The following is a 23,320-nucleotide window of genomic DNA, read 5'->3' as shown; positions in this document are numbered from 1 at the left end:
CGGACTGCGACTCCGGCGCCCCTGCGCGGCCGGCGATCACTGAGGTGCCCGACCCGCCTCGGAGAGCGCATATTGCGTCAGGACCGGACCTAAGACCTCGAAGGCCACGGTGCTTGCGATGGTGATGCCGAGGACCGGTTCGGCAAGCGCCGGAAACCGCTCGCCTGCCACGAGCGCCATACCGATCGCCACCCCGGCCTGCGGCATCAGCGCCAGCCCCGTCAGCCGACCCTCGCGCGCCGGAAGCCGTGCGAGGCTTCCGCCCGCCCAGCCGCCAAGGATCCGCGCGACGGCGCGGAACCCGACATAGGCGGACCCGGCGAGCCCGAACCGCGCCAGCACGCCGGGATCGAGCGCCGCCCCCGCCATCACGAAGAGAAGCAGCATGAAGGGCCATTCGATGCGCTCGATCTCGTGGAACGGGCGGTCGTGGTGGCGCGCGAAATGAACGATGACGAGGCCGCAGACCATGCCGGTCAGCAGGTAGGGCAGCCCGAAATACCTGGCGAGGCCGGTGCAGAGAAAGACGATGCCGAGCGCCTCCATCAGCGTCGGCTCACCGGGCTTGATGCGCCCGGTGAGATAGGCCGCAGGCAGGCCGACTGCGAGGCCGAGGGCGGTCGCGCCGGCGAGTTCGGTCAGACCGTGGAGCACCGGTTCGATCTCCACGCCGCCGGCGACGATCCCTGCGGCCGCGAGCATCAGGCTGAAGAGGATGATACCCCAGGCGTCGTCCACCGCCACGATGCCGAGGATGTTCGTGGCGAAGCGCCCCTGCGCCCCGGCCGAGCGGACCACGTCCCGCGTGGCGGCGGGATCGGTCGCCGCCGAAAGACCGGCAAGCAGGAGCGACAGGACCGGATCGCCGGTGACGAGGAAGACACCGCATCCGACGACCAGCGCAGAGACCGCGACCACCGTCAGCGACAAAGACAGGATCTCGCGCCCGTGTTCGCTCAGTGTCGAGGGCTTGAGCTGGCCGCCGAGCAGGAAGGCCACCATCGTCAGCGCGACCGGCGCGACCATGTCGTCGGTGCGCGCCAGCGCCGGCGGCAAGAGGTCGAGCACCGGCGGCCCGGCGACAACGCCGAGAAGCACGAGCAGCGTCACCCGAGGCACATGCGCCCGCCGTCCGAAGGCATCCACGGCGATCCCCGCAAGAAAGAGGACACCGATAGCGATCAGCGTGGCGGCGCCTGTCATTGGCTCACGCCCGGCACGATGTACCGCGCCCGGTCCGGGCGGACCCCGACCCGGATGCCCGGTCCTCCGTCCATCCGTCCCGTCCGCGCAAACATAGACCTGCCCTTCATCGCTTGATGAGCCCCGAGGCTACACGCTCCGCCGTTCCGAAACATGACACCGATCAAGTCGCCCTTCCGGTCAACCACCGGCCGCGAGGATCGGTCCCAGATGGCGTTCGTAGAGCAGTTCGACGCCGTCACGGTTGAGGTGATCGGTGTCGAAGTAGAGACGCGGATCGGCCAGCGCCGCACTCAGATCGTGGAGCGGGATGCCGAGCGGCGCGAGGCGGGCGGCGAGTGCGGCGTCGAACTCGGCCTCGCCGGGCAGGGCCTCGCGGAAGGCGTCCGGCACCGGCAGCTTGACGACGGTGACGCTCAGACCCTCGGCCCGGGCCCTCGCGAACATGGCCTCCAGCGCGTCGAGATAGCGGGCGGGGTCCGCCTTCGCGGCGCCTTCGGGATAGAGATAGCCGATCCGCGCCCCGGTGGCGTGACGCGACGGACGGAAGCTGCGGTCGAAGTTTTCCGCCCCGCGCCAGTCGTCTTGCGGGAACCGGTCGGGCGGATTGAGCTTCGAAAAATTCGTGACGTAGTCGGCAAGCGCGCCCGGAGCGACACCCCCGGACCCGGCCATCCCGGCCAGAATCCCGAGCATGGAGGACCGCCACGGCGTCTTGCGCAGGAGCTTGCGGTCGGCGATGCGCTCCTCGTTCCAGCGCGGCGACCGGAACGCGAAGGAATCCGCGACATAGAGAATGTGCATCGGCTCAAGATCGAGAAGCGCCTGCCGCAGCACGAAATCGGCGTAAAGCGGCCCCGCGCCCACCTCGGCGAGCATCATCATGGTCTGCCCGGTCTCCGCTTCGAGCCGTTCGGGAACGCCGCCGTAGGCGAGCGGCAGCGCATGCGAGGCGCCGAGGACGATCCAGTCGACCTGCCTTCCCTTCGCGGCAAGGAGTTCCTGCATCGCCCCCTGCCCGGCCCGGCCGACGCGGAGCTCGGCGATCGCGGCCGCCGCGATGTAGAGCGCGGCGAAGAGGCCGAGGAAGGCCGCAATGCGGGTCCAGGGCAAGGCCGGAGGCGGGCGGCTGAGACTGTGCATTTCAATGCCTTTCAGAACTGCATGTAGACGAAGACCTCGCTGTCCCACCGGCCAAGCAGGATCAGCGCGAAGAGACAGGCGAGCCAGACCGGCCAGCGCAGCAGCGCCGGCGCGGCGGCGAAGCGGTCGGCGGTGGTCGGGCGCTCCATCGCCGCCTCGATCACGAGGAGTGCTGCGATGAGACATACGAGGAAGGCCTGTTCACCGGTGAAAGGGTAGCGGGTCAGGAGCGTGGGCAGCTCCGGCAGGCTCTGCCAGATCCGGGATAGGATCGTCGCGGCATCGCCAAGATCACCGGCCCGGAAGAAGACCCAGCTGACCAGCACGAGGTGGAAGACGGTGAGGATCGCCGCGATCTCGTGGAGGCGCCCGAGCCAGCTTCCGCCAAGCCGCTTCCGAAGCCGCCGCCTGAGCGGGTTGAGCGCCCGCTCCCCCCAGAGATAGACGCCGTTCAGGAGCCCCCAGGCGACGAAGCCCCAGCCGATGCCGTAACCGAGACCGGCGTGCCAGATGCCGCTCAGGGCGAAGACGACCATGAGCCCGGCATACATGCGCCAGGCCTTGCGCTCGGGGCCGACGAGCGGGAAGTAGACATAGTCCCGGAACCAGTCGGCGAGCGAGACATGCCAGCGCCGCGACCAGAACTCACCCACCGAATGCGCGAAGTAGGAGCGCCGGAAGTTCTCAGAGAGCCGGATGCCGAACAGCTGCGAGGTGCCGCGCGCGATATCGGTATAGCCGGAGAAGTCGCAGTAGATCTGGAAGGCGAAAAAGTAGCTCGCGAGGATGAGCTCGATGGGCACCGCGTAGGCCGGGATCGCATAGGTGCGGTCGACGAAGGGCGCGAGGTTGTCGGCGATCACGACCTTCTTGACGAGGCCCCAGAGGATGAGTTGAAGGCCCGCCGCGAATTGCGGCCAGCCGAGCGGCGTCTTGTCGTTCAGCTCGCTGACGAACGGCCCGATCCGCTCGATCGGGCCGGCGAGGATCTTCGGGAACCATGCAAGGTAAAGCACCTCCTGCGCGTCGTCCGCCCGCGCCGCCGCAGGATCGCGGTAGCGGTCGACGATCAGCGCGATGGCGGTGAAGGCGTAGAACGAGAACCCCGCCGGCGAGGTGAGGCCGAGGGCCGGCAGCCCGTCGATGCCCGCCGCAACCGGATCGTAGTATTTCAGGAGCCCCATCAGCGCGAGGATGAGAAGCGTGCCGCCCCAAAGCGCCGCGCGGCGCGCGCCCGGCGCCTTGGCCTTGAGCACGCGCCCGGCAACGAGGACGATCAGGACGACGACGGCGAGATAGATCAGGTTCTCGAGCCCGAAGCTGCCGTAGAAGACGAGGCTCGCCAGCACGAGCCACGCCAGCCGCAGGCGCGCCGGCAGGAGCCAGAAGACGAGGACGGCAGCGGGAAGGAAGAGCAGGAAGTCGAGCGTGGTGAACAGCATCGCAAGGCGCCCTCCCTCGCCCCCGGGCCCGTCTGCGCGTCAGTACGAGGCGCCGCCGGCGCGCAGTTCCGGCGGGATCTGGTCGATCGGTATGCCCGCGTTGATCACGAGGTAGTCCGCCAGCGCCTCGCGTTCGGCGGGCGTCGTCGCGATCTCGATGTGACTTGGCGAGTTCATCGTGCCGAGCCAGGCTTCGCGGGTGCGCTCCTGCGTAACGACGACGGTGATGATGTGGCACGACTGGCAAAGCTGAAGCGCCATGTCACGCCCGTCGCGCGGCAACTCGCCCTCCGCGAGGGGCGCGTTGGCGGCAAGGTAATGCGCCAGCGTGTCGGTCTGCCAGCCGTCGAGCGCGGCAAGCGCGGGAGCATCGGCCTTCGCGGCCTCCAGCCGGCCAAGCCAGGTCTCGGCATCGCCCGTTTCCGAGCCCATGGCGCCTTCGAACCCCTCGGGGAGCCCCTCCGCGCGCGCTTGCTCAAGAAGCGTCCGCCCCCCGTCGGGCATGAAGGCGAAGACCTCGTCCTGCGCCGCCGCCGTGACCGCCACTGCTGCGATCAGGGCTGTCAGGAAGGCCGCGCGGCGGTGAAAACATCTCATCGGCTCGTCTCCCTCACAGATGTCAGAAACGTAGTTCCGGCGGCACGTCCCCGAACTTCAGCGGCATGTTGATCGCGGAGTAATGGGCGAAGGTGTCGCGTTCGACCTCGCTCATCGGGATCTCGGCATGGAACGGTGCCTTGAAGGTGCCGCGCCAGTTGGTCTCGTCGCGGTCCTGCATCAGGTAACCGGTGAAAAGCGAATGGCAGAACTGGCACTGGGCGATCGCCAGTTCCTTGCCGTCGGGCGGCAGGAGCGCCGGATCACCGGTTTCGGCGAGCGACTGCGCCGCTTCGGCGGCCATGGGGAAGTTCAGCGCGGCATAGCCCGCGAAGGTCTCGATGGCGGCGTCGGGCAAGTCGGGATTGCGCTCGCGCGCCCAGGCGGCCCAGTCCTCGGCGCTCGCCTTTCGGGCGGCCGCCTCGGCAAGGCCCTCCGCGTCGCCGGGCAGAAGCGACCCGGCAAGGATCGACCTCCCGCCGGGTGGCATGAAGGCGAAATCGTCCGCCACTGCGGGCGCGGCGAAGAGCCCGGCCGCGACCGCCGCCAAAAGCCGCCTAACGCTCATCTCTTCCGCCCCCATCGTCCGGCCGGGGCGCTTCGAAGGCGAAGACCGGCACGACCATCTCGCGCGCCGCCTCGGCGGAGGGAAAGCCGCCGCCCTTCAGCATGTCGAGCCGCATCGCCGTCTCGTCCTCGTAGAACTGCTCGCCGCAGTGCCCGCAGACGAGCGCCGGCACGTCCTCAACCACGACGAGACGGCCGCCCGACCAGAGCGCGGTCTTGATCCGGTCGCGCGCGAGCCGGCCGTTGCCGCAGGACTGGCAGCGCGGGGCGGCGTCCTCGGACTCCGTCACCGCGCCACTGTCGCGCGCCCTGTCAGCCGACGAGCGCACGCGCCGCCCCCGCGATACCTTCGGCGTTCGGACGCATCCAGATGAACATCTCCGGCGAGGCCGGCGGCGGCGCATCGGGGAAGGCAACCCGCTTGAACCGCGCGCCCTCCACGTTCTCGGCGCAGCGGGCGACGACCTCGGCCCCCGGCGCGAGCGTGTAGTAGGACTGGTCCACCGTCAGCAGGCGCTTGGTCTTCGCGACCGAGGTGACGAGCGTCTCGGTGTCCATCTCCTTCAGGACCCGCAGGTCGATGACCTCGACCCCCATGCCCTCGCCCTTCAGCACTTCGGCCGCCTCCAGCACACCCGGCATGCCGCCGCCGGAACTGACGATGGTCAGGTCGCTGCCTTCCATCCGCACCGCCGCCTTGTCGAGCGCGACCTCGTAGGGCTCGTCGGGCACCTCTTCGGTCAGCGTCCTGAGCCCGGCAGGATAGAGATAGACCACCGGATCGGGCGAGCGCAGCGCGGCGTGCATCATCCCCTTGGCGTCATAGGGCGTCGACGGGATGACCGTCCGCACGCCGGGAATGTGCATGTAGAAGCTGTCCTCCTCGTAGCAGGAATGCTGCCCCGCGAAGCCGGGCGTCTGGCCGGTCATCTCGATCACCCAGACGACCGGCATCGCGGCCTTGCCGCCGGTCATGTGGCGGAGCTTCCCGGCGACGTTCTGGATCACCTCGAGCGGCATCAGCGCGCCCTGATAGGGGATGTAGGTCGCCGCCCGCGAGCCTGCCAGCCCGGCGCCGAGCACCGCCGAGGCCATCCAGTTCTCGTCGATGCCGGTGTTGACCACGCGCTTGCGGCCGAACTCGGTCTCGAGGTTGATCACCGGCATGTTCGGGTTGGACGCCACCGGCGGGGTCAGCTCGAAGATCCAGGTCATCGCCGGATCCTCGCGCATTTCGTGTTGCACGGCCTCAAGGACCGAATACATCCAGCTTTTCTCAGTCATTTGCGTATCCTTTCACGCGCGAAGGCAATGGTGTCAGCCGAACTGGCGGGCCGGCACCGTGCCTTCGGCAAAGACGTGCTTGAGACCATCCTCGGGCGTGCAGAGCGGTTGCGAGAGCGCCCATTCGAAGGCGGCGGCGATCTCGGCCTTGACCTCCGCCTCGATGTCGAGCGCCTTCTGTTCCTCCAGGATCCCCCAGTCGACGAGGATGTTGCGCGCGATGTCCACCGGGTCGCGCTGCATCCACGCGCGGACCTCGCGCTCGGGGCGGAACGAGGTGATGGCGAGCGGGTCGTAGCCGAAGGCCCCGAGCTCGCCCTCCTTGGCGCCAGGGGCGCCCCAGTGGTTGTAGTAGCGGTAGGTCTTGGCCTCGATGAAGCTCGGTCCGCCGCCGGCGCGAGCGCGGTCGACCGCCTCCTTCGCGACGTTGTAGACCTGGGTCACGTCCTGGCCGTCGACCGTGCGCGACGGAATGCCGTAGGCCGCCGCCGCGTCGGCGATGTCCTTGTGCGGGCACGAATACGAGTAATGCGCGTACTGGTGATAGAGGTTGTTCTCGCACACATAGATCAGCGGCAGGTCGAGAATCTTCGCGTTGTTGAGCGTGGAGTGGAAATGCGGCGCGGCGTAGTTGCCGTCGCCCGCGAAGACCACCGCCACCTGGTCCGAGCCGCGCGCCCGGAAGGCGAAGGCTGAGCCCGAGGCGATGACCGGCGCCGGACCGATCATCCCGTCGGCGCCGATGAAGCCCACCGACGGGTCCGAGATGTGCATCTCGGCCGCATAGCCGCCGTTCATGCCGGTGGCACGGAAGTCCATCTCGGCCACCATCGTCGGGATGTCGACACCCTTGGCGATGGCATGGCCCGAGGGCCGGTGCGACGAATAGACGAGGTCGATCTGCTCGAACGGCCCGTCGTTGCGCAGGGCGGCGCAGACGCCGGTCGCGACCGCCTCCTGCCCGGCATAGAAGTGGTTGTAGCCCCGGTACTCGGGGTTCGCGAGCATCTGGTCGGCCTGGGTCCGCTCGTGCCAGCGGATCCTCAGGATCGTCCGGTACATGTCGACGAGCCTGTCGTCCGGCAGATCCATCGCGTGATAGGCGATGTCGCCGTTCGCGAGCGCCCGCCGCGTCGACAGCGATGCCGCCGCGCCGGTAAGTGCCGCGAGCTTGAGAAAGCCGCGGCGGCCTTCAGATTGCGGTGCTTGCCCTTCGTCTTCAGGGCAGGTCACCAGATTCCCTTGATGGTCTGTCATGTTGTCCTCCCGACAGCCGACCTCGCGTCGTCGCTCCGGCGACAGACGCGTTCGGATCACAGGAAAGGATGGCGCCGATCGGCCGGTGCTGTCATTGACGCGCGTCAGTCGCCCGGGGGACGCCGTGCCGCATGCACTCGATCCCGCGCGCGCGCCCCACCGTTCGGCCGGGCCGGCCGCCGCACGGACAGGATCAGCTGCCCGGCCAGCAACGGCACGACACTGAGCCCGACCGCGAGGCGCAAGCCCGCCGCGCCGGGGTGCGGCAGGTCGAGTATCTCGGACAGGTCGGGCCACCACAGGGCCAGCGCGATCAGCATCGCGCAAAAGCCGAGCGCCGCCCAGACATAGGGGTTCCGGGTCACGTCGTTTTGCAGGAGACGCCCCCCCGCGGACCGGACATTGAACACGTTCCAGAGCTGGGCGAGCGCGAGCGTCACGAAGGCAACGGTCACCGCCCGCCGCGCGTCAAGGCCAAGCCAGAACAGAGCAAGCCCGAAGGCGGCAAGCGTCGCGACGGTGATGAGTCCGCCCAGAACACCGATCCAGCTCCACTCCGGCCGCCCGACGATCGGCTCGTCCGGATCGCGCGGCGGGCGCCCCATCACGCCCTCCTCGCCGCGACCGAGGCCGAGCGCGAAGGCGGGGAACACATCCGTAACGAGGTTCAGGAACAGGATCTGTAGCGGCAGGAGCGGTGGCGGCAGGCCCGCGGCCACGGCAAGGCCGACGACAAGGACCTCGCTCACGTTGCACGACATCAGGTAGACGACGAACCGGCGGATGTTCCCAAAGATCACCCGTCCCTGCCGCATCGCTGCGATGATCGTCGCGAAGGCGTCGTCCTTCAGCACCATGTCGGCCGCCTCGCGCGCGACCTCGGTGCCGCGCAGCCCCATCGCGATGCCGATATCGGCCTTCCTGAGCGCTGGGGCATCGTTCACGCCGTCGCCGGTCATCGCGACGACATGGCCGTGCTTCTGGAACAGCGAAACGAGGCGCAGCTTGGTCTCGGGCTCGACGCGGGCGAACACGTCGGCGGCCAGCACCCGGTCGCGCAAATCCGCCTCGGCCGTTTCGGCGTCGAAACCGCGCAGATCGCGGCCCTCGATCACGACGAGCCCATTCGCCCCGAGCCCGGCGTCGCGCGCGATGGTGGCCGCCGTGTCGGCGTGATCGCCGGTCAGCATCACCACCCGTACCCCGGCATCGAGACTGGCCCGCAGCGCCGCGGGAACGTCGGCGCGGAGCGGATCGAGGAAGCAGACGAGGCCGACAAGCGTCAGCCCTTCGTAGGGTGGTTCGCCGTCCGACGCCGCCTCTTTCATCGCCAGCGCCAGGAGCCGAAGCCCTTCCCGCGCGGCTTCCGACTGCCGGCGCGCCCAGTCCTCGCGCCCGTTTGCGTCTAGCGGGGCCGGGCCCTCCGCGCCGAGCTGGTGGTCGCAGACCTCGAAGACCGCCTCGGGCGCTCCCTTGACCGCGTAGAGGAAGCGGGTGCCTTCGGCATGGACCGAGGCCATCATCCGGCGGTCGGGATCGAAGGCATGTTTCCGCGCGCGGGGATAGTGCTCCTTCAGCCATCCGCGCCCCATCCCGGCCGCTTCGGCGGCACTGAGGAGCGCGATCTCCATCGGGTCGCCGCCATGATCCTCCGCCGCCTCGTCGCCCGGCTCGGCGTTGATGCAGAGCGCCCCGACCCGCAGCGCCGCCGCGACGCGGTCATCCTCGGCGCGAGCCTCGCCTTCCGCCTCGAACGCCACGTCGCCGCCCGCCAGCAGGTAGCGCACCACCGTCATCCGGTTTTCGGTCAGCGTCCCGGTCTTGTCGGTGAGAACGACCGTCGTCGCCCCCAGCGTCTCCACCGACGACAGCCGGGTGATCAGCGCGTTGCGCGACGCCATCCGCCACATCCCGCGCGCAAGGCACAGGGTTGCCACGACGGGAAGCCCCTCCGGCACCGCCGCCACCGCCAGCGCGACGCCGGTCTGCAGCATGGTGCCGAACGCATGCCCCTGCAGCACCCCCGCGGCGATCGTCAGCACCGCGAGCGCGAGCGTCAGCCACACCAGCCGGTGACCGAGCCGGTCGAGCCGGCGTTCAAGCGGCGAGGCTACGCCCTCTGCGCCCTGCGCGAGATCGCTGATCCGGCCGATCTCGGTGCCCATGCCGGTCGCGACCACGATCCCCTCGCCCGCGCCCCGGGTGATCGCGGTACCCCGGAAGGCCATGTTGGCGCGGTCGCCGATCCCCGCGTCGGCGGCGATGGCGGGCGTGTCCTTCTCGACCGGAACCGATTCCCCGGTCAGCACGGATTCGTCGGCCTGCAGGTTCGACGCCTCGACCAGCCGCAGGTCGGCGGTCACGATGTCGCCCGCCTCCAGGAGCACGATGTCGCCCGGCACGAGGTCACGGGCGTCGACCTTGCGGACACGCCGGTCGCGCCGGACAAGCGACCGGACCTCGGCGATCCGCAGCAACGCCTCCATCGACCGCGCCGCGCGCAGCTCGGTGAAAAAGCCGATCGCCGAGTTGATCACGAGGACGACGAGGATCGCGACGGCTTCGGCGAGATCGCCCAGGACCAGCGACAGCACCACCGCCGCGCCGAGCAGCCAGACGATGATCCCGCTGAACTGGTGAAGGAGGATGGACAACGCGCTTCTGGCAGCACGCCGGCGCAACCGGTTTGGCCCGCATATCTGCCGCCGCCGCAAGGCATCCTCGGTCGAAAGACCGTCAGCGGGAACGGTGGAGAGCGCGGTTGCGACCGCGTCCGCCGCGAGCGCGAAGGGCTTGTCCACCACCAGTTCCGGCATCCTCGGCTCCCGTAACCCAGCGAAGAACCGCCCCGGAACCCCGGCCAGGCAGCGCCAGTTGCCCGATATGATCGGTCAGCCCTGCCGCTGCGAGGCAACTCTGGCAGCCGCCCGGCCGGCGGGCAAGCCCGTCAGACCGGCGTCGCGTGCTTCGCCTCGGCCTTGGCGATCTCCTTGGAAGCCCTTTCCAGCGCCTCCTCGCCCGCCGCCACCTCGCCGATCGCAAGGTGTCCGGCGCAGCGCGAGCAAAGCTCGGCCCATTGCTGGATGTCCTCCGCGAGCCTTTCGACGGAATGGGCCTGCCATTCGCTGACCATCCGCAGCGCCGCCGTCGGATCCGAGCCGCCGCTCTCCATCGCCGCCTTGCTCGCCTCGATCGCCGTTCGCGCGGCCGCGTGGCGCCGCGCAAACCAGAGTCTCGTGAATTCCTCAACCTCGTCGAGAAGCTTCTCCTGAACCTCCCAGAACTGGTGCACCGGCGGTCCGGCCAGCGGATTGAGGCCGAAAGCCGCCATGGCCTGCCGTCCGAAATCCATGGCGGGGTTGGTGTCGGGCTTGGGCTTGGCCATTCTCATTCTCCTGCATGCGTCGCGCTGTTCGGACCGACTCTGACCCATCCGCTGGGGTTCGACCTTGATACGGGTCAAGTGCGGCGATCCGGTTTCGACGGCAATCCTCGGCGCGATCGCGAGGGGTCGCGCGCCCGGAGGGGCCGGTGTCAGCCCTTGCGCGCGGTCAGGATGAAGCGGTCGTAGACGCGCGTCCGAAGCCGGTTGCGAAGCCCGTTCGTCCGTCGTTGCGCGCGGGCGATCGGTTCGTGCGACCGGGTGCGGATGTCGGTGAAGCCCGCCGCTTCCAGCATCGGCGCGAGCTGCGCCGCGGTGAGCCCGTCGCCGAAGGGCAGGCACTCCATGATCGCGGCGTGGCGCTCGCCCAGCGCGCCGTCGTAGTCGGGGTCGGGCGAGAGCCGGTCCCAGAGTGCGAGCACCTTGGCCGCCCAAGCCCCCGAGGGCTTCGGCCGCGCCCAGTCGCCGTCGTAGATCAGGAGCCGACCGCCGGGCCGCAGCACCCGGTGCCAGTCGGCGAAGGCCGCCTCGGGCTCGGTCAGGGTCCAGACGAGGTGGCGGCAGAGCACCGCGTCATAACTTGACGCCGGTTCCAGTGTCTGGCCGGCATCGGCGAGAAGGAAGCGCAGCCGCGGCTTGCCTGCGTGCTTCGCCCTCGCCACCGCCAGCATCGCCTCGGAGAAATCGAGCGCGGTGACGTCGTGGCCGAGATCGTGGACGAGCCGTGTCACCTCGCCGGTGCCACAGGCCAGCTCCAGCACCCTGAGCGGATCGGGCCCGAGATGGTCGCGCATCGGCTCCGCCCAGGCCGCGGCCTCGAGCCCCGGCGCGATGCGGTGGCCGAAGGCGCGGTCGAATGTCTCGGACCGGCGCGACCAGTAGTCGCGGATCTCCTCGCGGAGCGAGTGGTTGGTAAGGCCGGGCATGGGCCGGGGATGCTGGGTCATGGGGTCCGGTCAGGCAATGGCGTGAAAATGGAAAAGGCGACTGCCGTCGGCGGGATCGGTCAGTTCCCGCGCGGCGACACCGAAGACCGCGCGCAGGCGGTCGGGCGTCAGCACCTCTTCGGCGGGGCCGAGGGCCACGAGCCGGCCATGATGCAGAACCGCGATCCGGTCGCAGATCCGCGCCTGGTTGAGGTCGTGGAGCGCGATGACGCTGGTGACCGGCAGGTCCGCGACCAGACTGAGGATCGCAAGCTGGTGGCGAATATCGAGATGGTTGGTCGGCTCGTCGAGGAGGAGGATATCGGGCCGCTGCGCCAGCGCGCGGGCGATGTGGAGCCGCTGCCGCTCGCCGCCCGAGAGCGTGCCCCATTGCCGCTCGGCCAGATCCAGCATCTCGACCGTGGCGAGCGCGCCGTCGACGATGCTCTCGTCCGCCTCCGACCAGGGAGCGAGCGCGTCGAGCCAGGGCGTGCGGCCCAGTTCCACCACCTGGCGGCCGGTCAGCCGCTCGGCTGTCTCGGCGGCTTGCGCGACGAAGGCCACGCGCTGCGCTACGGTGCGGCGCGGCAGGCTCGCAAGCGGCGCGCCGTCGAGCCGGACGATGCCCGCCTCGGGCCGCGTCAGCCCGGCAAGAAGCCGCAGGAGCGTCGACTTGCCCGAGCCGTTCGGCCCGACAAGGCCGAGCGTCTCGCCGGGATGAAGGCCGAGCGTAACGCCTTGGAGAAGCCGGCGGCCACGGACGGAATAGCAAAGATCCTCTGCGTCGATCACAGCCGCCGCCCTCCCCTGACAAGGATCGCCGCGAAGGCCGGCGCGCCGACGAGCGCAGTGACGACGCCGATCGGCAGCACCTGGCCCGGAATGACCACGCGCGACAGGATGTCGGCGAGGATGAGGAAAACCGCCCCCATGAAGGCCGAGGCGGGGATGAGCCGCCCGTGGCGCGGCCCGACGAGAAAGCGCGCGGCATGGGGGATGACGAGGCCGACGAAGCCGATCGCCCCGACCATCGACACCATCACCGCCGTGATCATGGCCGAGGTGCCGATCAGCGCCGCCTGCACCCGCCGGACCGGCACGCCGAGCGAGGCGGCGGCCTCCGAGCCGAATGCGAAGGCGTCGAGCGCGCGGGTATGAAGCGCCACGATCAGGACGCCCGCCGCCGCCACCGGCACCGCGAGCCAGACATCGGGCCAGCGCACGCCGCCGAGGCTGCCCATGAGCCAGAACATGATGCCTCGGGCCTGATCGGAATTGGCCGACTTGGCGATGATGAGCGCGGTCAGCGCGTTGAAAAGCTGCGCGCCCGCGATGCCGGCCAGCACGATCTGCGCCGCGCCCGCCGCCCCCGCACCGCCCCCCGCCGCGCGGGCGAGCAGCGCGACGATGCCGAAGGCGAGGATCGCGCCGATGAAGGCGCCGAAGGACAGGGACAGGAGCCCCGCGCCGAGCCCCGCGATCGTCACCGCCACCGCCCCGGTCGAGGCTCCGGCCGAGATCCCGAGCACATAGGGATCGGCGAGCGCGTTGCGCAACAGCGCCTGAAGCACCACGCCCGACACCGCGAGCCCCGCGCCGCAGGCCGCCGCGACGATCGCCCGCGTCAGCCGGTAATTCCATATGATGCCCTCGTCCACCGGATCGAGCGCGTATCCGGCGCCGAGAACCTTGTTGGCCAGCACCTGGAGGACGGTGAGAGGCGGCAGCGCCGTCTCGCCGATCACCACCCCGGCCAGAAGCGCCGCCGCGAGCCCGGCCAGCGCCAGGCCGCCCACACCGATGCGGCGGCCCGCGCCGCCCGAACCCGCGACGGCGAGGCTCATTGCGCGAGCCCGTAGGACTCGAGCGCGCCGGACAGGTCCTCAAGCCCGCGCACGGTGCGGATCGTCGCCTCCATGTCCTGCGCGTCCATCACCACGATGCGGCCTTCCTTGACGGCGGTCATCTGGCTCGCCACCGGATCGGTCTTCAGGAATTCGAGCTTCTTCTCGACGTCGTCGGCCTCGAAGCGGCGGCGGTCCATACTGGCGATGACGATCACGGTCGGGTCGGCCTTGGCCAGCGTCTCCCAGCCGACAGTCGGCCATTCCTCGTCGCTTTCCACGACGTTGCGGAGCCCGAGCTTCTCCATCATGTAGCCCGGCGCGCCCTTCCGGCCGGCGACGAAGGGATCGGCCGCGAGCTCGGTCGAGGAGAACCAGAAGAGCGCCGAGGCGTCCTTGAGGCCAAGCACCTGCGCCTTCTCGACAGCGGCGACCTCGCGCGCGGTCAGGTCGGCGACGAGCGCCTCGCCATCGGCGGCCACGTCGAAGATCGCGGCGAGTTCGCGGATGCCTTGATGCACGCTCTCGGTCGAGAACATCGCGAGCCGAGTGCCGTCGGCGCCCGTGGTGTTGTCCTTGGCGACGCAGTCGGTGGGCAGGATGTAGGTCGGAATCGCGAGGTCGTGGAACTGCTGGCGGGTGGCGACGATGCCCTCGGGGCCGACGTGCCATTCGTATTGTACCGCGACGAGGCCCGGCTTCTTCGGGACGACGCTCTCGAAGCTCGGGTCGTTGTCGGCGAGCCGCTCGATACCGGCGTTCAGGTCGGCGAACTCGGGCAGGACCTCGGAGAACCAGACAGAGGTACCGGCGACCTTGGCGCCGAGGCCGAGCGAATAGAGGATCTCGGTCGCGGCCTGGCCGACGCTCACTGCCGCGCCGGGGGCAGCGTCGAAGCTGATCGTCTCGCCGCAGTTCTCGATGGTGAGCGGGTATTGGGTGGGGCCTTCCGCCGCGACGGCGGCGGTGGAGGACAGGAGCAGGGCCGTCAGGCCGGTGCGCAGGAACATGGGGTCTCCCTCGGGGTCAGGTGGCGACCGGGGGGCAACAGGGGAAGACCCCCGCGCCGCGCATCGCGACGCAAGGATGATGGCCTGCCAAGGCAGCGCGCGGCATGGGACCGCGTCCGGCACAAGTCATCGACACCCTCCCCGGGCAGCCCGCCCGGTCTGGCTACGTTCGTCGATGGCAGGTCTCCTGACTTGCGGGTCCATGCTCGCCCCACCTTCCCGGCCGTCTCGGGGCCAGTGGTATCCGGGGGTCGCTCGCCGCCTACAGTTGCGGGTGCAGTCACGGCTTCGGCGCCCTTGCGGCTCTTCCTTACCGTGTTCCCTTTTCACCCGGCCGCGCTTGGCTTGGCCGGGACCATCGGCAGCCGTCATGCCCTTTGCCCGGCTGGGCTGTCAAGCCGGTTCCGACCGCTTCCCGACCCGGAGCGACACGGGCCGCCCGAACTTGCGCGCTCAGGTCGAACCGTCCTCGTTCGGCGCGGGCGGAATCTGCGTTGTATGGGCGATCGTTGCCGGTACGCGCCCGGCGCCAATCACCAGCACCGGGCAGCGCGCGGCATCCAGAAGCCGGCGCAGCGCGTCGGGGCCGCGCACGGGTCCGGCGCCGAGATCCACGATCACAACGGCGGCATTGGTCCGGCTGACCCGGCGCAGGAGCGCCTCCTCGGCCTCCGCCTCCGTGCCGGCCATCGGCGTCATCGTCACGATCCCGGTCCCGAGCGCGGAGGCCAGCGTTTCGGCCAACGCGCGCGCGTCGATCTCGGTCGGGCCGGGCGGCAGGATCGCGACGACGCTGCCGCGCCGGCGAGAGATTGGCCGGTGGCCGAGGAGCAGCAGGTCCCAGCTCCGCGCCGCCTCCCAGAGACCGCTGACAAGCTCGCCCCTGCGCCGCTCGAAGCTCCAGTGGAGCGCGCGGGCCTCGGCCACCCGCGACAGGCGGGCGCGGAACGCCCGCGCGTCACTGGCCAGGAGAATCCGCATCTGGGCGCTGGAGGGCGCGACCACCAGCATGCCCGAGGAGGTGACGACGCGCTGGCACGGGAGGCCGGAGACCCCGGCCGCGTCCGGTTCCTCGACCATCACCCCGCCGAGATCGGCGGCGACGGCCTCGGCGATGCGTTCGGCGATGGCGATGGCGGTCTCGGCATCGGCGAAGGAACCCGCGCCGATGAGGATGCGCCGCCGCGTCACGGTCGCAACGCTCATGGCGCATCCCCCTCGCCGCCCCTGCTCTCCTCGCCGCGGCCGGTGCGGCCGAACCGCCGCCGCGCCTCGGCATATTCGCGCAGCCGCGCTTCGACGCGGCCGTTGACGCTGTCCTCGGGGAAGGCGCCGTCCGCATCGCGGACGCCCGCCGCCCGCCCGGTGAGAATCGCGATGCCCTCGTCGATCGTCGCGACCGGGATCACCCGGAACCTGCCCGCGCGGGCGGCCTCGACCACATCGTCGCGCAGCATCAGGTGCTCGACGTTCGATTTCGGGATCAGCACGCCCTGCCGCCCGGTCAGCCCGCGCGTCACGCAGGTGTCGAAGAAGCCCTCGATCTTCTCGTTAACGCCGCCGATCGCCTGCACCTCCCCGGCCTGGTTCACCGATCCCGTCACCGCGAAACCCTGCGCCACCGGCAGGTCCGAGAGCGCCGACAGGAGCGCGTAAAGCTCCGCCGAGGAGGCGCTGTCGCCCTCCACCCCGCCATAGCTCTGCTCGAAGACGAGGCTCGCATGGAGCGAGAACGGCGCGTCGAGCGCATAGGTGGCGGCGAGGTAGCCCGCGAGGATCAGCACGCCCTTGGAATGCAAGGGCCCACCCAGTTCCACCTCGCGCTCGATGTCGATGAGCTTGCCCGCCCCCATCCGGCACCGCGCGGTGATCCGCGACGGCCGGCCGAAGCGGAAATCGCCAAGACCGATGACCGAGAGCCCGTTGACCTGCCCGGCCTTCGCGCCGTCGGTGTCGATCAGGATCGTGCCCCGCGTGACCGCCTCCTGCATCCGGTCCTTCACGCGCGAGGCGCGCCGCTCCTTCTCGCGGACGGCGCGGGCGACGTCCTCTGCCTCGACCCGGGCGCGCCCGGCCCCGCCGGCATAGTGGTCGGCCTCGCGCATCAGGTCGGAGAGCGCGCCGAGATGCAGGGTCAGCTTCTTGCTGTCGTCGGCGATCCTTGTCGCCTCGTCGATGATCCGCGCCACGCCGGCCGCAGCGAAGGGCTTCAGCCCGTCGCGCGCCGCATGGGCGGCGATCAGCCGGGCGAAGGGCAGGACCGTGTCGGCCGTGCGGTCGATCGACTCCTCGAAATCCGCCTGAAGCTTGAAGAGGTCGGCAAAATCGGGATCGAGCATCACCAGAAGCGCGTGCAGCATCCGGTCGCCGATCAGCACCACCCGCACCCTGAGCGGGATCGGATCGGGCTGGAGCGAGGTTGTGGAAACCATGCTCAACCGCTCGGCCATCGAGGTGATCGCGATCGAGCGGTTCTTGAGGCACTGTTTCAGCGCTTCCCAGGCGAAGGGCTCGGATAGGACGCGGCGCGCGTCGAGCACAAGGTAGCCGCCATTGGCGCGGTGCAGCGCGCCGGGCTTGATCAGGGTGAAATTGGTGATCAGCGCGCCCATCTGCGAGACATGCTCGATCCGTCCGGCGAGGTGGTCGAGCGTCGGCAGATCCTCGGCCACGACCGGCGCGCCACCTGCCTCCGGTCCCTCGCGCGACACCATGACATTGACGACATAGCGTTCGAAGGGCGGCTCGCGGTGGTACTTGCGGATCGCCTCGGGGAACGGGCCGGACTTGGCACTGGCCTGCGCGGCGAGGAACAGCTCAGCATTCGCAATCATGTCCTTGTGTACGTCGTCGAGATAGGCGCAGACCGCGGCGATGTCGCAGAACTCCGCCTGAAGCTCGCCGACCCGGGCCGAGACGGCGCGCTCGGCCATGCTCGCGTGCAGGGTTTCGATCTTGCCGCGCAACTCCTTGTCGAGTTTCGGCGCCTCGCGCAACACCGCTGCGAGATCCTCCTGAAGTCGCGCGATCTTCTCGTCGATCTGCTGCTGTTCGGCCTCGTCCAGCGTGCCATAGACCTCGGGCTTGACGACCTTACCGTCGCGGATCGCGGCCAGCATGAAACCCATCGGCGTACGCAGGAGCGCCACGTTCTCGGCCTTCGCCTTCTCGGCGAAATCGGCCATCGCGGTTTCCTGGCGGTCGCCGTATTCCTCGTCGAGCGCGCGACGCTGGGTCTGGTATTCGTCGGACTCGAAGAGTGCCGGAATGTCGATCGCGAGGTCGTCGACGAGCCCCTGCATCGCGCCCCTCAGCCTTTGCGCGGTGCCCGGCGGCAGCCTGAGGGCGCGCGGCTTGTCGGGCGCGTCGAAATTGTTCACATAGGCCCAGTCGTCGGGCACCGGCAGCGTGCGCGCCTGCTCGGCGAGAAGCCGGTCGACCGCGGTGCGGCGCCCGGTCCCGGTCGGTCCCAGCACGAACAGGTTGAAGCCGCGATGCGGCATCTCGGCGGCCAGCCGGATCGCGTCCATCGCGCGGTCCTGGCCGATGAGCTGGTCAAGCCCCTCGATCTCGTCGGTCGCGTGGAATGGCAGGTCCGTTGGATCGCAGCGCCGGGCAAGTTCTTCCGCCGGCAGGCCGGGTGTTTCCATCGGGTTTGTCGCCATCGCTCAAGCCCCCGTTTTCGTTCACCGGCAAAGCCTGCCGGTCCGGCCTCGCCTCCGCCATGATCCCGGTCAACCCCGCCTAGAAGACGCGGCGGAGTGCCATCGCGGATATCACCCGCGCCTCGGCCAGCCCAAGGGCCGCCGCGCGCGGGGTCAGGCCGCCGGTTTGCGCGCGTTCCAGGACCTCGCGGGTATTGCGCGCGATCTTCTCGGCGATGCTGTCCATCGCCTGTGTCTCGGAGCCGCCGGCAAGCTCCACCGCCGCCGAAATCACCCCGCCGGCATTGGCGATGAAATCCGGCAGGACGAGAATGCCGCGCCGGTGCAGGATCGCCTCGGCCGCGTTCGTCGCCGGGATGTTGGCACCCTCGATCACCACCGCGGCCCGGACCGACGCGGCATTGGCCTCGGTGATCACGTCGGGCCGCGCGGCCGGGATCAGGATATCGCAGTCGGCGCCGATCACCGCCTCGGCCGGCCCGGCGCGGGCCGCATCGAGTTCCGCGACGCTCCGGCCCTCAGCCTTCAGTTCGTGCAGCAGCGACGGATCGAGACCGGCGGGATCGAACGCCGCGCCCCTGGAATCCGCGACCGCGACCAGACGCGCGCCCTTCCCGGCCAGGAACCGCGCGGCGTGGCGGCCGACCGCGCCGAAGCCCTGGATCGCCACCGACGCACCGTCGAGCCGGACGTCCGAGAAGCCTTCCGCCACACCGGCCGCCACCGCGAGGCCGAAGCCGGTCGCGCCGATCTCGTCGAGGGGTATGCCGCCCAGCACCCGCGGCAGGCCGACGGCGCGGCCGATCTCGTCCTTGACCCAGGCCATGCAGATCTCGTCGGTGCCCATGTCGGGGCCGGGCGTGTAGTCGGTAAGCTGCGCGATGGCCGCCGCGAAGCTCCGCATCAGCGCCTGCTTGCGCGCGACGGGCAGCGCCGGGTTGGCAAGGATCACCGATTTCGCGCCGCCATGCGGCAGGCCGGCCGCCGCGTTCTTCAGCGTCATCGCGCGGGCGAGCCGCGCGCATTCTTGAAGCGTCGCGTCCGGCGCCATTCGCGTGCCGCCGATGGCCGGGCCGCAGGCGATGTTGTCGATCACCACGATCGCCCGGAGCCCGGTCGAGGGGTTCTCGACATGCACCACCTTCTCGGGCCCGAACTCGTCGCACAAGCTGAAGACATCATCCATCGCTTGCCTCCTTCCCGCCGATCGCCGGCCGCTCCAGATCAGCGCGGAGCGCGGCGAGGAACCGCGCCGCCTCACCGCCGGTCACCACCCGGTGATCGAATGTCAGCGACAAGGGCAGAAGCCTCCGCACCGCCGGGGCGCCGCCGACCGCGACTACCGCCTCGGCGATCCGCCCCGCGCCGACGATCGCAACCTGCGGCGGCGTCACCACGAGCGCCGCGTGCTCGCCCGCGATCATGCCGAAATTCGACAGCGTGATCGTGCCCCCCCTGAGATCCTCCGGCGCGAGCGTTCTTGCCTCCACCGCCCGGCGGAGCGCCGCGACCCCTTCGCCGATGTCCTCCGTCGCCTCGGCGCCGCGCAGCACCGGCGCGAAGAGCCCGTCGGGCGTATCCACCGCGACCGCGAGGTCGACATGGTCGTGCACCTGCCGCCGGATCCCGTCGAACCAGGCATTGAGCGCCGGCTCGGCCCGGCAGGCGGCAACGATGGCGTGAACGAGGCGCGGGGTCGGCGGCTCGCCCGGAGGCCAGCCGTGGATGTCGGCGCGGTCGGTCACCGTCGCCGGCACGACCGAACGGTGCGCCGCCGCCATCGCCCGCGCCATCGCCCTGCGGACGCCGCGAAGCTCGGCGCCGCCCGCGAGGCCCGAGGACGCCGCCCGGACGTCGGCCGATGTGATCGCTCCGCCCGGCCCGCTGCCCCTGAGCGCCGCGAGGTCCACGCCCCGCTCCCCGGCAAGCCGCCGCACCGCCGGCGTGGCGGCGGCCCTTGCCGGTGCCTTTTGCGTGACCCGTACCGGAGCCGCAGGCGCGGGTTTCGGCGCCGCGAAGTCGCCGACAATGGCACCGGCATCCGCAGCCTTGCCGGTCTCGATCTCGATGAGCGGCGCGCCGGTGGCCACGACCTCGCCCGGCTCCGCCAGGAGCGCCCTGACCGTGCCCGCGTAGGGCGCCGGGATCTCGACCACCGCCTTGTCGGTTTCCACCGACAGGAGCGGCTGATCGGTCGTGACATGATCCCCGACCGAGACCTGCCAGGCGACGATCTCCGCCTCCGCAAGCCCTTCTCCGAGATCGGGAAGCCTGAATGTCGTCATGTGAACTCCATCACGTCGCGCGCGGCCTGAAGGATGCGCCCGCTGTCCGGCAGGTACTGCGCCTCGAGCCTGAGATAGGGCATGACCGTGTCGTATCCCGCGACCCGGCGGATCGGCGCGATCAGGTGGGTCAGGCAATGCTCGGCAAGGTCGGCCGCGATCTCTGCGCCGAAGCCCGCCGTCAGCGCCGCCTCATGCACGATCACGCAGCGCCCGGTCTTTTCGACCGAGGCCCGCACCGCCGCCCGGTCGTAGGGCTTGATCGTGGAAAGGTCGATGAGCTCGGCCGAGATCCCCTCGCCGGCGAGCTGCGCCACCGCCTCGCCCGCCGGGGCGAGCATCGCCCCCCAGGCGACGAGCGTGATATCCTTGCCCTCGGATAGCAGGAACGCGCGGTCGAGCGGCAGCGCCGCGCCATCGGTCTGCACCGTCTCGCTCACGGTGCGGTAGATCCGCTTCGGTTCGAGGAAGACGACCGGATCGGGATCGCGGATCGCCGCGAGGAGTAGCCCGTAGGCCCGCGCCGGCGAGCCGGGGATCACGACGCGCAAGCCGGGGATATGGCCCAGCATCGCCTCGGGGCTTTCCGAATGGTGTTCGGGCGCGCGGATGCCCCCGCCATAGGGCGCGCGCAGCACCATCGGGCAGGTGAGCCGCCCGCGGGTGCGGTTCCTCAGCCGAGACGCATGGTTCACGAGCTGGTCGAGCGCGGGGTAGAGAAAGCCCGAGAACTGGATCTCGGCCACCGGCTTCAGCCCCATCGCGGCCGCCCCCACCGCCATGCCGGCGATCACCGTCTCCGAAAGCGGCGTGTCGCGCACCCGCGCCGCGCCGAACCGCTGCATGAGCCCGTCGGTGGCGCGAAAGACGCCGCCGTCGATGCCGATATCCTCGCCGAAGAGGATCACCGCGGGATCGGTCTCGAGCGCATGGGACAGGGCCGCCCTAATCGCCTCGATCATGGTCATCTCAGCCATCGCCCGCCTCCTCGGCCAGCGCGGCGATGTCGGGCGGCAGGGTCGCATGGAGATGGTCGAACATCGCCCGGCGCGGCGCCGGTTCGATCGCGAGATAGCGGTCCGCCGCCGCCTCCACCTCGGCCTGCACCTCGCGCAGGAGCGCCTCCTCGCGCGCCTTGTCCCAGTCGTGACGCGCGACGAGGAAGTTGCGCAGCCGCACCAGCGGCTCCTCCTTCCAGTGCACGCTCACCTCCTCGTCCTCGCGGTAGCGGCTGGCATCGTCGGCGGTGGTGTGATCGCCGAGCCGGTAGGTCAGGCATTCGATCAGGCAGCCCCCTTGGCCGTCGCGGGCGCGGGCGAGCGCCCGCTCGGTCGCGGCGCGGACCGCGATCACGTCGTTGCCGTCGACCTGCTCGCCCGGCAGCCCGCCCGCGATCGCCTTCTGCGCCAGCGTGCCGGCGCCGGTCTGCTCCCTCCGGCGCACCGAGATCGCCCACTGGTTGTTGCTGATCACGAAGACGACCGGCAGATCCCAGGCGCCGGCGAGATTCAGCGCCTCGTAAAAGTCGCCCTTCGAGGTTGCACCGTCGCCGCCCATCGCCACGGCGACGCCCGGCTCCCCGCGCTGGACCAATGCCAGCGCCACCCCGGCGGCATGGGGAAACTGCGAGGCGACCGGAATGCAGACCGGGAAATCGCGGCGCGGGCCCGCGAAGTCGTTGCCGCGCTCGTCGCCGCCCCAGTAGAGGAACAGCTCCTCCAGCGTCACGCCGCGCCAGAGCTGGGCGCCATGCTCGCGGAACGACGGCAAGAGAACGTCCTCGGCGCGCATCGCGCTCGCCACGCCGACGCCGATCGCCTCCTGGCCGAGGCTCGAGCCGTAGGTGCCGAGCCGTCCGGTCCGCTGCAGCGCGACCGCCTTGGCGTCGAAGGCGCGGGTCCGCACCATCGCGGCATAGAGCGAAGCGAGCGTCTCCGCGTCCCCGGCGAAATCCGGCAGCTTTCCGATCGGCTTGCCCGTCGCGTCGAGGCACGCGCTGCAATCGATCCGGAAACTCGCGGCCCGGGTGGACATGGCTCCCCTTCCCCGCGCCGCCGCTGCGCTTGACCGCAGGCCGCGGCGCGTCGCGTCATTATAACAGCCTATGGCCAACCGTGGACTGCGATATTGACGCAGCGCAATCGACCGACATTCTGAGACACATCCCTCACTAAAAGGAGCCGCCGCATGAATTGCGGTGGCAGATCGGGGCGGGAAGGGTTGATCAGTTGTCGCGAGTGTTGACGCTTTCCCAGCCGGTGAAGAGGGTTGCGCAGGCGTTCCATTCTTATGCTGTGAGCTTCCTGAATGCCTGGGCTGTCGAGAGCCAACCGCGCCCGATCGGCGTCCGTTCTGAGGCTCTCGCAATGCTAGAAAAGGCCGCGGCCCATCATCGGGGGCAAGGCGGTTGGCATAAGCCATTCAATAATGGTATAAAGATTTTTTAAAAGCGCGCGTAATGACTTAAAGCTAGGGAGGCGACTATGATATTACGATTGCTATCGATCGTTTCTGGAATACTAATCGCACTTTCAGCCAGCGCCCAGACCGATAAACCGAATATTCTAGTGATCTGGGGCGATGATCTGGGTGTCATGAACATCAGCGCCTAGGCTCCAGACTCATTGATTTTCAAAGCCAGAACATGACGGTTGCGGCGAGGGCGACGGCGGACAGGAAGACCTTTGGGCATCGATCGTAGCGGGTTGCAACGCG

The 23,320-nt window shown here is 69.8% G+C and carries 20 protein-coding genes, 1 pseudogene and 1 riboswitch; all 21 genes and pseudogenes read right to left on the bottom strand.

The features are described 5' to 3' along the window. Positions 1–36: 36 nt before the first annotated feature. Positions 37–1,203: a cation:proton antiporter gene (locus R5H32_RS17610; protein ID WP_318340007.1), complete on the bottom strand. Its 1,167-nt coding sequence runs from the start codon at positions 1,201–1,203 to the stop codon at positions 37–39. Between the two features lie 180 nt (positions 1,204–1,383). Further along, positions 1,384–2,316, bottom strand: a complete 933-nt coding sequence (locus tag R5H32_RS17605; protein WP_318340006.1) for a hypothetical protein — start codon at positions 2,314–2,316, stop codon at positions 1,384–1,386. 41 nt (positions 2,317–2,357) lie between these two features. After that, entirely contained in the window at positions 2,358–3,788 is a 1,431-nt protein-coding gene (locus R5H32_RS17600; protein WP_318340005.1) for an MBOAT family O-acyltransferase, read from the bottom strand. Positions 3,789–3,827: 39 nt separating this feature from the next. After that, a complete protein-coding gene (locus R5H32_RS17595; RefSeq protein ID WP_318340004.1) occupies positions 3,828–4,385 on the bottom strand; it encodes a hypothetical protein in 558 nt (185 codons plus the stop codon). Between the two features lie 22 nt (positions 4,386–4,407). Next, positions 4,408–4,953, bottom strand: coding sequence for a hypothetical protein (locus R5H32_RS17590; RefSeq protein ID WP_318340003.1), 546 nt, complete (start codon positions 4,951–4,953; stop codon positions 4,408–4,410). Next, complete coding sequence (locus R5H32_RS17585) at positions 4,943–5,281, bottom strand: type II toxin-antitoxin system MqsA family antitoxin (protein WP_318340002.1); 339 nt, start codon at positions 5,279–5,281, stop codon at positions 4,943–4,945. Before R5H32_RS17585 ends, R5H32_RS17590 begins: the two co-directional genes overlap by 11 nt. Beyond that, a complete protein-coding gene (locus R5H32_RS17580) occupies positions 5,265–6,236 on the bottom strand; it encodes an alpha-ketoacid dehydrogenase subunit beta (RefSeq protein WP_318340001.1) in 972 nt (323 codons plus the stop codon). The genes R5H32_RS17585 and R5H32_RS17580 overlap by 17 nt, the downstream gene beginning before the upstream one ends. 33 nt (positions 6,237–6,269) lie before the next feature. Next, positions 6,270–7,493: a thiamine pyrophosphate-dependent dehydrogenase E1 component subunit alpha gene (locus R5H32_RS17575; RefSeq protein WP_318340000.1), complete on the bottom strand. Its 1,224-nt coding sequence runs from the start codon at positions 7,491–7,493 to the stop codon at positions 6,270–6,272. A gap of 104 nt (positions 7,494–7,597) precedes the next feature. Further along, entirely contained in the window at positions 7,598–10,309 is a 2,712-nt protein-coding gene (locus R5H32_RS17570; RefSeq protein ID WP_318339999.1) for a cation-transporting P-type ATPase, read from the bottom strand. 131 nt (positions 10,310–10,440) lie between these two features. After that, the gene (locus tag R5H32_RS17565; protein WP_318339998.1) at positions 10,441–10,878 is read right to left on the bottom strand and encodes a hypothetical protein; all 438 of its coding nucleotides are present in this window, start codon (positions 10,876–10,878) and stop codon (positions 10,441–10,443) included. 149 nt (positions 10,879–11,027) lie between these two features. Beyond that, positions 11,028–11,822 (bottom strand): class I SAM-dependent methyltransferase, encoded by a 795-nt coding sequence (locus tag R5H32_RS17560; RefSeq protein WP_318339997.1) that lies wholly within the window; start codon positions 11,820–11,822, stop codon positions 11,028–11,030. A 9-nt stretch (positions 11,823–11,831) separates the two neighbouring features. Then, positions 11,832–12,593 carry an ABC transporter ATP-binding protein gene (locus R5H32_RS17555; protein WP_318339996.1) on the bottom strand — a complete coding sequence of 254 codons (762 nt, stop codon included), beginning with the start codon at positions 12,591–12,593 and terminating at the stop codon, positions 11,832–11,834. Then, complete coding sequence (locus R5H32_RS17550) at positions 12,590–13,645, bottom strand: iron ABC transporter permease (protein WP_318339995.1); 1,056 nt, start codon at positions 13,643–13,645, stop codon at positions 12,590–12,592. The genes R5H32_RS17555 and R5H32_RS17550 overlap by 4 nt, the downstream gene beginning before the upstream one ends. After that, the gene (locus R5H32_RS17545; RefSeq protein WP_318339994.1) at positions 13,642–14,655 is read right to left on the bottom strand and encodes an ABC transporter substrate-binding protein; all 1,014 of its coding nucleotides are present in this window, start codon (positions 14,653–14,655) and stop codon (positions 13,642–13,644) included. Before R5H32_RS17545 ends, R5H32_RS17550 begins: the two co-directional genes overlap by 4 nt. 159 nt (positions 14,656–14,814) lie before the next feature. Continuing rightward, positions 14,815–15,030: riboswitch (cobalamin riboswitch) on the bottom strand. A 78-nt stretch (positions 15,031–15,108) separates the two neighbouring features. Next, on the bottom strand, positions 15,109–15,861 hold the full coding sequence (locus R5H32_RS17540) for a hypothetical protein (RefSeq protein WP_318339993.1): 753 nt from the start codon (positions 15,859–15,861) through the stop codon (positions 15,109–15,111). Further along, a complete protein-coding gene (locus R5H32_RS17535) occupies positions 15,858–18,305 on the bottom strand; it encodes an ATP-binding protein (protein WP_318339992.1) in 2,448 nt (815 codons plus the stop codon). Before R5H32_RS17535 ends, R5H32_RS17540 begins: the two co-directional genes overlap by 4 nt. 94 nt (positions 18,306–18,399) lie before the next feature. Beyond that, positions 18,400–19,506 carry a Glu/Leu/Phe/Val dehydrogenase gene (locus R5H32_RS17530; protein WP_318339991.1) on the bottom strand — a complete coding sequence of 369 codons (1,107 nt, stop codon included), beginning with the start codon at positions 19,504–19,506 and terminating at the stop codon, positions 18,400–18,402. Further along, positions 19,499–20,605, bottom strand: coding sequence for a dihydrolipoamide acetyltransferase family protein (locus tag R5H32_RS17525; RefSeq protein ID WP_318339990.1), 1,107 nt, complete (start codon positions 20,603–20,605; stop codon positions 19,499–19,501). Before R5H32_RS17525 ends, R5H32_RS17530 begins: the two co-directional genes overlap by 8 nt. Continuing rightward, on the bottom strand, positions 20,602–21,582 hold the full coding sequence (locus R5H32_RS17520; RefSeq protein WP_318339989.1) for an alpha-ketoacid dehydrogenase subunit beta: 981 nt from the start codon (positions 21,580–21,582) through the stop codon (positions 20,602–20,604). Before R5H32_RS17520 ends, R5H32_RS17525 begins: the two co-directional genes overlap by 4 nt. Then, positions 21,575–22,639: a pyruvate dehydrogenase (acetyl-transferring) E1 component subunit alpha gene (gene pdhA, locus R5H32_RS17515; protein ID WP_318339988.1), complete on the bottom strand. Its 1,065-nt coding sequence runs from the start codon at positions 22,637–22,639 to the stop codon at positions 21,575–21,577. The genes R5H32_RS17520 and pdhA overlap by 8 nt, the downstream gene beginning before the upstream one ends. 597 nt (positions 22,640–23,236) lie before the next feature. After that, a pseudogene (locus tag R5H32_RS17510) lies at positions 23,237–23,320 on the bottom strand (IS5/IS1182 family transposase); the annotation flags it as partial.

The organism is Defluviimonas sp. D31 (assembly GCF_033436765.1).
GTDB lineage: Bacteria > Pseudomonadota > Alphaproteobacteria > Rhodobacterales > Rhodobacteraceae > Albidovulum.
This window is presented reverse-complemented; position numbering and strand designations above follow the sequence as displayed.

Excerpts from the sequence above, each read along its gene's own strand:
- R5H32_RS17610 (WP_318340007.1), bottom strand. The coding sequence starts at position 1,203 with ATGACAGGCGCCGCCACGCTGATCGCTATCGGTGTCCTCTTTCTTGCG.
- R5H32_RS17600 (WP_318340005.1), bottom strand. The coding sequence starts at position 3,788 with ATGCTGTTCACCACGCTCGACTTCCTGCTCTTCCTTCCCGCTGCCGTC.
- R5H32_RS17595 (WP_318340004.1), bottom strand. The coding sequence starts at position 4,385 with ATGAGATGTTTTCACCGCCGCGCGGCCTTCCTGACAGCCCTGATCGCA.
- R5H32_RS17590 (WP_318340003.1), bottom strand. The coding sequence starts at position 4,953 with ATGAGCGTTAGGCGGCTTTTGGCGGCGGTCGCGGCCGGGCTCTTCGCC.
- R5H32_RS17580 (WP_318340001.1), bottom strand. The coding sequence starts at position 6,236 with ATGACTGAGAAAAGCTGGATGTATTCGGTCCTTGAGGCCGTGCAACAC.
- R5H32_RS17575 (WP_318340000.1), bottom strand. The coding sequence starts at position 7,493 with ATGACAGACCATCAAGGGAATCTGGTGACCTGCCCTGAAGACGAAGGG.
- R5H32_RS17570 (WP_318339999.1), bottom strand. The coding sequence starts at position 10,309 with ATGCCGGAACTGGTGGTGGACAAGCCCTTCGCGCTCGCGGCGGACGCG.
- R5H32_RS17565 (WP_318339998.1), bottom strand. The coding sequence starts at position 10,878 with ATGGCCAAGCCCAAGCCCGACACCAACCCCGCCATGGATTTCGGACGG.
- R5H32_RS17560 (WP_318339997.1), bottom strand. The coding sequence starts at position 11,822 with ATGACCCAGCATCCCCGGCCCATGCCCGGCCTTACCAACCACTCGCTC.
- R5H32_RS17550 (WP_318339995.1), bottom strand. The coding sequence starts at position 13,645 with ATGAGCCTCGCCGTCGCGGGTTCGGGCGGCGCGGGCCGCCGCATCGGT.
- R5H32_RS17545 (WP_318339994.1), bottom strand. The coding sequence starts at position 14,655 with ATGTTCCTGCGCACCGGCCTGACGGCCCTGCTCCTGTCCTCCACCGCC.
- R5H32_RS17540 (WP_318339993.1), bottom strand. The coding sequence starts at position 15,861 with ATGAGCGTTGCGACCGTGACGCGGCGGCGCATCCTCATCGGCGCGGGT.
- R5H32_RS17535 (WP_318339992.1), bottom strand. The coding sequence starts at position 18,305 with ATGGAAACACCCGGCCTGCCGGCGGAAGAACTTGCCCGGCGCTGCGAT.
- R5H32_RS17530 (WP_318339991.1), bottom strand. The coding sequence starts at position 19,506 with ATGGATGATGTCTTCAGCTTGTGCGACGAGTTCGGGCCCGAGAAGGTG.
- R5H32_RS17525 (WP_318339990.1), bottom strand. The coding sequence starts at position 20,605 with ATGACGACATTCAGGCTTCCCGATCTCGGAGAAGGGCTTGCGGAGGCG.
- R5H32_RS17520 (WP_318339989.1), bottom strand. The coding sequence starts at position 21,582 with ATGGCTGAGATGACCATGATCGAGGCGATTAGGGCGGCCCTGTCCCAT.
- pdhA (WP_318339988.1), bottom strand. The coding sequence starts at position 22,639 with ATGTCCACCCGGGCCGCGAGTTTCCGGATCGATTGCAGCGCGTGCCTC.